This is a genomic window from Nocardia kruczakiae NBRC 101016, from assembly GCF_001612965.1.
GTDB classification, from domain to species: domain Bacteria; phylum Actinomycetota; class Actinomycetes; order Mycobacteriales; family Mycobacteriaceae; genus Nocardia; species Nocardia kruczakiae.
Genome location: NZ_BDBL01000002.1, coordinates 320,813 through 331,587 on the forward strand (window position 1 = coordinate 320,813; position 10,775 = coordinate 331,587).

General features: G+C 69.3%; 7 protein-coding genes and 1 tRNA gene. 2 read left to right on the forward strand and 6 right to left on the reverse strand.

All coding sequences use genetic code 11. The features are described 5' to 3' along the window. Positions 1-59: 59 nt before the first annotated feature. A complete protein-coding gene (locus NK1_RS02860; protein WP_063006985.1) occupies positions 60-6,386 on the reverse strand; it encodes a type I polyketide synthase in 6,327 nt (2,108 codons plus the stop codon). A gap of 35 nt (positions 6,387-6,421) precedes the next feature. Continuing rightward, positions 6,422-7,018 carry a GNAT family N-acetyltransferase gene (locus NK1_RS02865; RefSeq protein WP_245660314.1) on the reverse strand — a complete coding sequence of 199 codons (597 nt, stop codon included), beginning with the start codon at positions 7,016-7,018 and terminating at the stop codon, positions 6,422-6,424. Positions 7,019-7,549: 531 nt separating this feature from the next. Between NK1_RS02865 and NK1_RS02870 the strand changes: the two genes are divergently transcribed. After that, positions 7,550-7,855, forward strand: coding sequence for a hypothetical protein (locus tag NK1_RS02870; protein ID WP_063006987.1), 306 nt, complete (start codon positions 7,550-7,552; stop codon positions 7,853-7,855). Between the two features lie 53 nt (positions 7,856-7,908). Here the strand turns inward: NK1_RS02870 and NK1_RS02875 are convergent. The 3 genes from NK1_RS02875 to NK1_RS02885 all read right to left on the reverse strand — a co-directional run bounded on the left by NK1_RS02875 (position 7,909) and on the right by NK1_RS02885 (position 9,089). Then, positions 7,909-7,999: transfer RNA gene (locus NK1_RS02875), tRNA-Ser, on the reverse strand. A 68-nt stretch (positions 8,000-8,067) separates the two neighbouring features. After that, on the reverse strand, positions 8,068-8,556 hold the full coding sequence (locus NK1_RS02880; RefSeq protein WP_063006988.1) for a nucleoside deaminase: 489 nt from the start codon (positions 8,554-8,556) through the stop codon (positions 8,068-8,070). Next, a complete protein-coding gene (locus NK1_RS02885) occupies positions 8,553-9,089 on the reverse strand; it encodes a tRNA adenosine deaminase-associated protein (RefSeq protein ID WP_039775235.1) in 537 nt (178 codons plus the stop codon). Before NK1_RS02885 ends, NK1_RS02880 begins: the two co-directional genes overlap by 4 nt. A gap of 58 nt (positions 9,090-9,147) precedes the next feature. Here NK1_RS02885 and NK1_RS02890 point away from each other — a divergent pair, with 58 nt between their 5' ends. After that, on the forward strand, positions 9,148-10,098 hold the full coding sequence (locus NK1_RS02890; protein WP_063006989.1) for a prephenate dehydrogenase: 951 nt from the start codon (positions 9,148-9,150) through the stop codon (positions 10,096-10,098). A gap of 13 nt (positions 10,099-10,111) precedes the next feature. Here the strand turns inward: NK1_RS02890 and NK1_RS02895 are convergent, their stop codons facing one another. After that, entirely contained in the window at positions 10,112-10,732 is a 621-nt protein-coding gene (locus NK1_RS02895) for a putative glycolipid-binding domain-containing protein (RefSeq protein WP_084460522.1), read from the reverse strand. Positions 10,733-10,775 lie beyond the last annotated feature (43 nt).

Below are 10,775 nucleotides of genomic sequence, written 5' to 3' on the forward strand. Positions count from 1 at the left end.
TCCCGCGCCGATTCACTCATCCCGCATCCTCTCCGGCGCAGCGGACGGCTGCGGCCTTCTCATCCCGTCGCCCCCTGCACGATCGCCTCGGCCACCCGCGCACCCGCTTGTTCGAGGCTGAACGAGCGGCCCATCTTCATCGACATCAGTTCCACGCCCAGCGATTTCGTCACCAGCGCACCGAATTCCACCGCCATCAGCGAGTCCAATCCGAGTTCGGGCACCGGGACCGTCAGGTCGATGGAGTCCGCGGAGACGCCCATGACCTGCGCCAATTGCTCGGCCAGCATGAAGGCGACGACCTCGTTGCGTTTGCCCTCGTCGAGTTCGGCGAGCTGGACGCGCAGCCGCGCGGCAGCCGAATCATCCTGTGCCGCAGCGGCGATCAGTTCCTTCGTGCGCCCGGTCTGGGCGAAGAACGGCGCGGTGGCGTTCACCTTGGCCCAGTCGACCGGAATGATCGAGGCCTGCGTGACGCCCAATCGCAGCGCCTGCTCCAGATATTCGGTCCCCTCGTCCATGGTGATCGAATCGAAGCCGGTGTTGCGCAGATATCGCGCGATGTGCTCGTCGTCGGCCATACCGCCGCCGGACATATGACCCCAGCCGACGACCAGTGCGGTGCCGCCCGCGCGGATAACCGTATCCCCGATGGCCTGCAGCGCGATATTGGCTGCGGTGTAGGCGTATTGGCCCACACCGCCGAACATCGCACTACCGGAGGACCACAGCGCGAACTGGTCGAGCCGCGCCCCCGCGGCCCGGACACCGGCGACGAGCGCACGCGCACCGTCGGCCTTCGCCCGGAACACCTTGGCCAGACTCTCGGCATCCATGACGGTGATGCGCTTGTCGTCGATGGCGCCCGCGGTGTGGAACACCCCGCGCAGCGGATGCTCGGGCCGGTGGGCGCGAGCGACGACCGCCGCCACGGCATCGGCATCGGTGATGTCGACCCGCTCGATCGTGACCTCGATGCCCTGCGCCTCCCAGGCCGCGAGCTGCGCGACGGCGGCCTCGGTGGTGGCGCCGCCGCGGCCGAGCAACGTCAGCCGGCGGGCGCCGTGGCCCACCAGCCACCGACCGGTGGCCAGGCCGAAGGCGCCGAAACCACCCGTGATCAGGTACTGGGCCGCGGGATCGATCTCGATCTCGGGCAACTGCGGACGGACCAGCGGTCGGTCCTCGGTCAGATCCAGGGCGACGCGGCCGATCCGGGTCGAGCGGGCCACCTCCTCGAAGGCCTGAGCCACCTCGGCGGTTCCGTACTTCTGGAACGGCAGCGGCCGATAAGTGCCGTCGTCGAAACTGGCATTGACCTTGCGGCCCAGCTCCATCACCTCGGTATGCCGCAGCCGCAGCATCCGGTCCAGATCGAAGGAGAAGTAGGAGACGTTCTTGTCGAACGCCGACAGATCCAGCATGCCGCCGGTGTAGATATCGGCCTTGCCGATCTCCACGATGCGGCCGAATTCGGCGATCACCGCGAAGTTCTGGCGCAGGATCTCACCCGGCGCGGAGCTGATGATCACGTCCACGCCGCGGCCGTCGGTGAGGGCGAGCACCTCGTCGACGAAGGTGAGCGACCGCGATCCGACCGCATGATCGGCACCCTCGGCCAGCACGTAGGCGCGCCGTTCTTCGCTACTCGCGGTGCCGATCACGATGGCGCCGTGCAACTTCGCGATCTGCACCGCCGCGCTGCCGACGCCACCGGCCGCACCGTGCACCAGCACGGTCTCGCCGGCCCGGATCCGCGCGAGTTCGAGCAACGAGTATTCGGCGGTGGTGAAGGCCGTGACGCTGCTGCACCGGCCCGCGTCGGTGTCGGGGTGGACGTGGGTGAGCGAATCGGTCGAGGTGGTGTGGTAGCGCGCGACCATGCCCTTGGAGGTCAGGCTCACCGCATCCCCGACGGCGTAGTCGGTGACGCCGGGACCGACCCGGACCACCTCGCCGCCGCCTTCCATACCCGGCACCAGCCCGAAGAAGGTTTCCGACAGTTCACGTTCACCGAGGACGCCGATCACCTTCAGCGCGTCCTTGTAGTTGAGGCCCACGGCACGCATCCGGACCTCGACCTCGCCCGGACCGGGCTCGCGCCGATCGCAGCGCCGCCAGCCCAGCCGCGCGAAGGTGCGCGAACGAGGCAGTTCCAGTTCGAAATTCGCCTCGGGGTCGGTGAGCGGTTCGGCGGTGTCGAGGGCGTCGAGCCGCTCGGGCAGGGTTCGGGTCACGACCGTGGTCCAGCGCAGGCCGTTGCGCAACACGGCCTCGTCGACCAGGTCGTATTGGAAGCCACCGGGGATCGCCAGTTCCGCGGACAGGTCCGCGACCGTCGTGCCGGCATCGATGTCGACCAGTCGCCAGCGCAGCCGGGACTGTTCGTTGAGCAGCACGCGACGAGCACCGGCGATGGCCGCCTGACCGGGATCCGGCGCCGTCTCGTCCGCGGGATGGGCATACGCGTGGGCGCTGACCACGGTCGCGTACATCGAGCCGTCGCCGGTCAGCGGAATTTCGATCTCGTGCTCGGTGACCCGCTCCTCGAGATAGCCGTCCAATGTCACCGCGATCCGGCGCAACGTCCACAGCGCGGCCACATCACCGTCGGGTGCGTGTCCGGGAACCACGCACACGTGCAGCCGTCGCACGTCCTCGGCGTCGAAGATATCGCGAAGTCGTTGTGCCAGTTGTGGTTCCAGCTCGGTGTCGGCCGGGTCGAGCAGGAGGACGGCCGAGCCGGCACCGCCCGCGACGGCATCGCGCACCCGCTCGATCCGCGAGTCGATGTTCTCGCCGTAGCCGAGGACCAGGGTGTACAGGCCGTCGTTCCCGGGAAGTGCGGTCGTGTCGACCGGCTCGCGCAGTTCCCACCGTTCCTCGTAGAACATGTCGGTCATGCGCTGCAGCGGGCCGCGGCCCGGAGTCAGGGATCCGAATTCCATTCCCCTGATCTGCATGACCACGGTGCGCTCGGCGTCGATCAGATCGATATCGGCCAGCGGCCGGTCGCCCTCGGTGAACCGGGCCACGGCGGTGACCTCGACCGGCAGCGGCGCCAGGCGGCGTACGGTGCGCACGCCGACCGGGACCATCGCGCCCTCCTGGGCGCCACCGCGCCCGGCGAGCAGGGCGGCCACACTCTGCAGTGCCGCATCGACGATCGCGGGATGGGCGAGGTACCGCTCGCCCTGGCCGATGGTGCCGTCGAGCTGTGCGACCACGGTGTCCGGCGAGATCCGGATCGCGGTGGCGCGCTGGAAGGCCGGGCCGTATTCCAATCCGCGCGCGGCCAATCCGGCGTAGAACTCGGCGGGATCGACCGCGAGCATCCGCTCGACATCGGGCACGTCCGCGGTGATCGGCGCGTAGCTGCCTTCGACCAGGCGGCCCAGTGCGTGAACGGTCCAGATGGTTCCGGCCGCGCCCCGGGAGCGGATGGTGAAGCGTCCGGTCGAATCCTCCACGTGGAGTTCGACGATCGGCGCCTCGCCCTCCTCGACGACCAGCGGTGCGACGAATCGCACGCCTTCCACGGCCACCTGATCCGATTCGGTGCGCACCGCGGCGGCGCTCAGCGCGGCATCCAGATATCCCGCGCCGGGCAGGATCCGGGTGCCACCCACGACGTGATCGGCGAGCCACGGTAGCGCCGCGAGCGACAGTTCCACCCGCCAGACATTGGAATCGTCGGGATGCTGATCGCCCAGCATCGGGTGCGCGTCGGGCGTGCCGTGGCGCAGCAGCCGGAATTCCGGCAGTTCGTTGCGCAACCGGGTGCGCTGCCACGGATAGCGCGGCAGATCGATGTGCGGCGCCGGGTCCGGCACCCCCGCGAACAGCGCGTCGATGTCGAGAACTCCGGCCGCGTACAGCCCGGACAGGGTCTGGCGCAGACTGTCGGCGTCCTGCTGTTTGCGGTGCAGGGTCGCCACCGTCGTCCCGGTTTCGCCCGCGCCGATGAGGATCTCGCGGATATTGGCGCCGAGCACCGGATGCGGGCCGACCTCGACGAACACCCGGTTGCCGGAGCGGACCAGCGCGGTGATCGCATCGGCGAACCGCACCGGCTGCCGTACGTTCGCGCACCAGTAGTCGGCATTCCAGTCGGCCGTGGTGACCTGTTCGCCGGTCACCGTGGAGTACAGCGGGATGCGCGGTTCGGCGACGGTGAGCCCGGCCAGCACCGCACGCAGCTCGTCCAGGATCGGATCCATCAGATGACTGTGGTAGGGCACCTCGACCTGTAGCCGGCGCGCGAAAATACCGTCGGCGGTGAGCTTTTCGGCGATCTCGTCGAGGCGGTCGGCCGCACCGGCCAGCGTGACGGCCGAGGGTGAGTTGATCGCCGCGATATCGACCGAGCCGTCGCCGGCGATGACCTCGCGAGCCGCCTCGGCGGGCAATCCGATCGCCAGCATGCCGCCCGTTCCGGCCGTCGTGGCCTGCAACCGGGCACGGTGGTAGCTGACCAGCAGCGCGTCGCGCAGCGACAGCATTCCGGTCACGTAGGCGGCCGAGACCTCGCCGACGCTGTGACCGACGACGACGGCGGGTTCGATTCCGTATTCCCGCAACGCCGCGTACAGCGCGACCTGGACCAGGAAGTTCGCCGGTTGCGCGACGGCGGTCGAGGTGACCCTCGACTCCGCTTCGGGACGCAGCAACTCCTCGACGACGGACCAGCCCGCGATGTCGGTGAACACGGCGTCGATGCGGCGCGCCTCGTCGGCGAAAGCGGTGTCGGTGGTGAGCAATTCGCGCGCCATACCCCACCACTGCGGGCCCATACCGGTGAAGACGTACACCGGTTCGGCGGTGCGCTTGGCGACCGTGCGACCGATTCGTCCCTCACCGTTCGCCAACTCCACCAGGCCCCGGACCAGTTCGGTGTCGTCACCGAAGGTGACCGCGGCGCGATGGTTGTGGTGATTGCGACGCCGCCACGCGGCCTCGGCCAGCCGGCCGGGGTCGGCCCCCTCGGCGATCAGTTCGGCGACGCCGCGCGCCAGTTGCCGGACGGCTGTCTCGTTTCGCGCGGAGAGCGGCAACACGCCGAAATGCTGTGGTGCCCGGCGGTTTTCGCGAGCGCCCGGGTATTCCTGCAGAATCGCGTGCGCATTGGTGCCGCCGTATCCGAAACCGTTGACGGCCACCGTCATGCGCTCGACCTCGGGGCCGACCTGTTCGGCCTCGGTCTGGAGGCGAATTCCCAGTTCCTCGAACGGAATATCGGGATTGGGAGTGTCCAGCCAGCCCTGCGGCGCGATGGTGCGGTGAGTGATGGCCAGCGCCGATTTGATGACGCTCGCGATCCCCGACGCGGCCTCGGTGTGGCCCAGCGTCGCCTTCACCGAGCCGACGCCGACCGGGTTCGGCCGTCCGGTGGCGGCGCCGTAGGCCCGGCCGATGGCTCGCAGTTCCAGCGGGTCGCCCACCGGCGTTCCGGTGCCGTGCGCCTCCACGTAGGTGATCTCGTGCGCCGGGATTCCGGAGCGCTCGATCACGGTCTTGGCCAGCGCTTCCTGGGAATCCGCGTTCGGAACCGTGATGGCCGTGGTGCGGCCGTCCTGATTCGATCCGGTGGCCTTGACCACCGCGTAGATGCGGTCGCCGTCGCGTTCGGCATCGGCGAGCTTCTTCAGCACCACGATGCCGGCGCCCTCGCCACGGCCGTAACCGTCGGCGGCGGCGTCGAACGGTTTGCTGCGGCCGTCGGCGGCGAGGAATCCGCCCTTGCACATGGAGACGAACGGCTCCGGCTGCGCCATCACGGTCACGCCGCCGGCCAGCGCGTATTCGCAGTCGCCGCTCTCGATGGCCTGGCAGGCCAGATGCAGGGCGACCAGCGACGAGGAACAGGCCGTGTCGACGGTGACCGCCGGGCCGGTCAGGTTGAGCGCGTAGGCGATCCGGTTCGAGAGCATCGTGTACGACGCGCCGGCCGCGGTGTGCATGTCGACATGCGGCAGCGCCGGTCCGCCGACCGATACCGCCAGCTGATCGAGGGTGAAGGCGCCGATGTAGACGCCGAGCCCCGAACCGGCGCTGCGACCGGCGACACCCGCGTCGTCGAGCGCCTCCCACACCACTTCCAGGACGAGTCGCTGCTGCGGGTCCATGGCGGCCGCCTCACGCGGGGAGATGCCGAAGAAGTCGGGATCGAACTCCCACGGATCGCCGGTCATGAAGGCGGCGCGTTTGGTGTACATGCGGCCGGGCGTGCGGCGGTCGGCGTCGTAGTAGCGCCGCCAATCCCAGCGGTCGGCCGGGATCTCGGTGACCCCGTCCCGTTTATTGATCACGAAGTCCCAGAAGGACTCGGGCGAATCGATACCGCCGGCGTACCGGCATCCGATTCCGACGATGGCAATGTCAGACACAGCGACTCCTCGGCCGACTCGAAAGTTCCCGCTGATCAGAGCGGACGCGGTCGGCGAATCATGATGTTCATTTCCGGCCCCGTCCTGCCCAGCCGGACGGACCCGGTGCGTTCGTTACCCAGGGCCTCGTAGTAGCCGACGTTCTCGTCCTTGCAGATTCCGCACAGGAGTACGCCCTGCCGGTCGGCCTTGTCGGTGAACGACGCGTACAGCGCGCGACCGACGCCGCTGCGCTGCAGTGCCGGATCGGTGCCGAGGTAGACGTGGAACAGATGGGGTTCGGCCGGTGCCGCCCGATCCATGGTCCGGTCGACCTCGGTTCCCCTTCCCACGGCGGTGCCCATTCCCGCGAGAAACACTGGGCCCGCGAGGAATTCGCGCATCCCGCCCGGCCGGTACCCTGCGGGATACCAGAGCAGAGCGCCGACGATGCGGCCGTCCAACTCCGCCACCTCGGCGCCACCGGCCGGCAGGAAGCGGTGCTCGATCATGGTCCGCAACATCCGGGGCGCGCGCCGGTGCCGGACGTTTTCGTCCGGAAAGACGTATTCCTCGATCGGATCGTCGTGGGCGAAGGCCGCGGCCAGTACCCGTACCATTCCGGCGATGTCGTCGCGCGTCGCGGTCCGCACGACCGGACTCCCGGTTTTGCTCAAAACTGTTGTCCCTCACCTGATTTGCACACTGCCGACCACATCGGCGAACGTCCCGCCAGCGAACTGGTCGCTAGATTACCTCAGCATGGAACGCTTCCTACCAGTCGGTAACGTGGAGTAGATCACGACGGTACGACACGCTCCACGAGCCGGCCGCGCGCCCGCCGCCGGGCAACCGCCGGGCAGCCCCGCCGAATTCTTCGCTCCCGTGCGAAATACGCCCCGAGCGCGGCCGAATCGCCCGCCCGGATCACGACCACCACCGCCCGCAGTCGTGAAAACAGTTGCGTTTCAGAAATATTCACGACGGTAGTGGTCGCCGCTCAGGCGACGACACGCAGTGAACCGCGAGCAATCACCTCCCGTACGCGCGCGATTCCGGCGACTCCCCACCCGTGGTAAATCCACCCGATCGCCGCGACCCGGCAAGGCATCGCTTCGGGCGCCATATGCGCCGCGATCGCCGCCCTCGCCCCCTCGGCCTCCGCACAGCCGTTTCCCGCGGGTGTGTCGTGCACGGAGACGACCTGCACCAACGACACGGACGAGACCTACCTGATCGAGGCGTGGCAGCACTGCCGGGTGGTCGGCGGGATCTCCGAGACCGAGACACCGTTCAACCTGGTTGTGCGGGCACACCGGACGGTGCGGGTCGAGGGAGTGAAATGCCCGCCGGTGGTGATCGAGCGGCCCGGTCACAGCGGCGGCACCGACACCACGGTGCTGCCCACCGAGCCGACTCGGATCAGCTACTTCAAGGCCGTCCGCCACGACCCGGACGCGCCGAAGGTACGCACCGGTTCGGCCGGGTGACAACGAGCGGGTGACAACGACGAAGCCCCCACCCGGAACCGGATGGGGGCTTGTGGCGGTGGCGGAGGGATTTGAACCCTCGGTGGGGGGTTACCCCACACACGCTTTCGAGGCGTGCTCCTTAGGCCGCTCGGACACGCCACCGCAGGTGACTTTACCGGACGGGCGCGGCGAAACCGAAATCGCGTGGTCAGCGACACCGGGAGCAGAGCTCAGGGGCGTTGAGCGCGGAAGAAGGCGTCCAGGACGGCCGCGCATTCGGCCTCCAGCACGCCCCCTCGGACCTCGGGCCGATGGTTGAGGCGACGGTCACGCACCACGTCCCAGAGCGAGCCGACCGCACCGGTCTTGGGCTCCCAGGCGCCGAAGACGACGCGGCGGACCCGGGCCAGGACCAGCGCTCCGGCGCACATCGTGCACGGTTCCAACGTCACCGCCAGCGTCGCGCCCTCGAGCCGCCAGCCGTCGCCGTACACCTGGGCGGCGCGGCGCAGCGCCAGGATCTCGGCATGCGCGGTCGGGTCGCCGAGTGCCTCCCGGGCGTTGCCCGCCCGGGCCAGTTCGCGGCCGTTGGCGTCGAAGACGACCGCGCCGACCGGGACGTCGCGCGGGTCGGTCTGCGCCGCGGCGGCGAGGGCGGCCCGGACGAGGTCCTCGTCTCCCGGAGGTGACCCCGGACTCGGCGCTGCCCCCGGGCTCAACGGTGCAGCTTGTCCAGGACCGCGGAGAATTCGTCGGCGAAGCCCAGCCGCTGCGCGACCATTCCCAGCTGTTCGTCCGGATACAGATCGGTTTCCGCGAGGATCACGCTGAGCACGGGCTCGGGCAGGCCGAGGTCCGCCAGCACACCCAGATCGCCTTCCTCCCACGGATCGATCTCATCCAGTTCGTCCGGATCGATATCGGGGACTTCGACATTCAGCGCGTCGAGCACCTCGACGGCGATGTCGTAATCGATCGCCGCGGTGGCGTCCGAGATCAGCAACCGGCTCCCGGTCGGACCCGGCCGCAGGACGATGAAGAATTCGTCGTCGACGTCCAGCAGTCCGAATACCGCACCGGTGCTGCGCAGGGCGCGCAGTTCGTCCTCGGCCGCGGACAGACTCGACAGTGCCGCGGCGCTGAGCGGGCTGCAGCGCCACGTGCTGTCTTCGCGGACGACCGCCACGGCGAACCCTTCCACATCGTCGTAATCGTCCGACGCGGCCCTGTTCGTGCTCGAGCGCTGTGCCATGGCCGCAACGGTAGTCGGCTTCGGTGGAAATGTTGAAGTCGTATGCGAATCTGATCCGATGACAGGCGATCGGAATTCCTCGGTGTGCGTACTGGGTACGGGTTTGATCGGCGGTTCACTGCTGCGCGCGGCGGCCGCGGCCGGCTACCGGGCCTGGGGTTACAACCGGTCGGCTCCGGGTGCGCAGGCCGCCCGGGCCGACGGATTCGACGTCGGATCCGATATCGCGGCGGTGCTGTCCCGGGCCGCCGCCGACGACGCGCTGATCGTGCTGGCGGTGCCGATGCCGGCCATCGATACCGTTCTCGCCGATGTGAAGACGTTCGCGCCCGACTGCCCGTTGACCGATGTGGTGAGCGTGAAGGAACCGGTGCGCGCCGAGGTCCACCGCCAGGAACTGGGTGCGCGCTACGTCGGCGGGCATCCGATGGCGGGGACGGCCGAATCCGGCTGGGCCGCATCGTCTCCCGATCTGTTTCGCGACGCGGCCTGGGCGCTCGGCGTGGACCCGGGTACCCGCGCCGAACCGTGGCATCGGGTCGCGCGGCTGGCGCTGGACTGCGGTGCGATCGTGGTGCCGGTGCTGTCGGACGAACACGACCGCGCGGTGGCCCGCATCTCACATCTGCCGCACGTGCTGGCCGAGGCGCTGGCGGTCGCGGGAGCCGCGGGCGGCGATCTGGCTCTGGGTCTGGCCGCCGGATCGTTCCGCGACGGCACGCGGGTCGCCGCGACCGCGCCCGAGCTGGTGCGCGCGATCTGCGAACCGAACGCGGCCGCACTCACCGAGGCGATCGATGACGCGCTGCGCCTGCTCGAGGCCGCGCGCGACAGCCTGCGCGACGAGGGCACCCTCGGCGAGCTGATCGACGCGGGCTACAGCGAACGCGACCGCTACGACACCCTGCGGCGCTGGGACATCACCGATATCCGCCCCGGCGATCAGGATTGGCTGGAACGGTTGCGCGATGCGGGACGCCGGGGCGGCGTGATCCGCTCCCTGGACTGAGCACGGAGCGGGGTCAGACCCGCTCGGCGAGGCCCGGATAGTCGAGGACGAATCCGTCGTCGTCGACGGTCACGGTCGCGCTCGACACCGGCGAGAGCACATGGATCCCGTCGGCGCCGCTGCTGTAGGTGAGGATCGCCTCCTGTACGAGCAGATCCGGAACCCGCACGTAGACAACCGGAACCTGCACGTCCTCGGTGGCGTGCGCCAGCCCGAAACGGCGAATCGGCAGGGTGTTGAAGAGCGGGCTCAGCACCACGTCCACATCCAGCGCACCGCCGAACATGGACCGCACGTGCGTGCCGCCGGCATCGACGAGCCAGTAGTTCTCCTCGTCCCGGGCGATCGAGGCGTGCCGTTCACCCGAGGCGACGGTACTGCGCAGCGACAGCCGCTTCGTGCGGCCCACCTCGTCGGTGACCAGGTCGTAGGACGCGCTGAACGCGGGATGTTCACCGCAGCCCCCGGCGATGATGCGGCCGGAGGCGCGGATCCGGTTACCGGTGAGGACCACGCGGACCGATTCGATCCGGGACGCGTCGTGCGCGCGCCAGGTGAGCACCGCCGGCCAGCGGGGCGCCCCGGCCTCGCTCGCCTGGGCGGTCTCGGAATTGCCCTGGACTGGCTTACTCACCCCTCTACCGTAGGTGACAACCGGGCTCGCGGTGTGGTCGCGG

Bases quoted from the DNA above. Each gene is read 5' to 3' on its own strand.
- NK1_RS02885 (WP_039775235.1), bottom strand. From the start codon at position 9,089: ATGGCACAGCGCTCGAGCACGAACAGGGCCGCGTCGGACGATTACGAC.
- NK1_RS02890 (WP_063006989.1), top strand. From the start codon at position 9,148: ATGACAGGCGATCGGAATTCCTCGGTGTGCGTACTGGGTACGGGTTTG.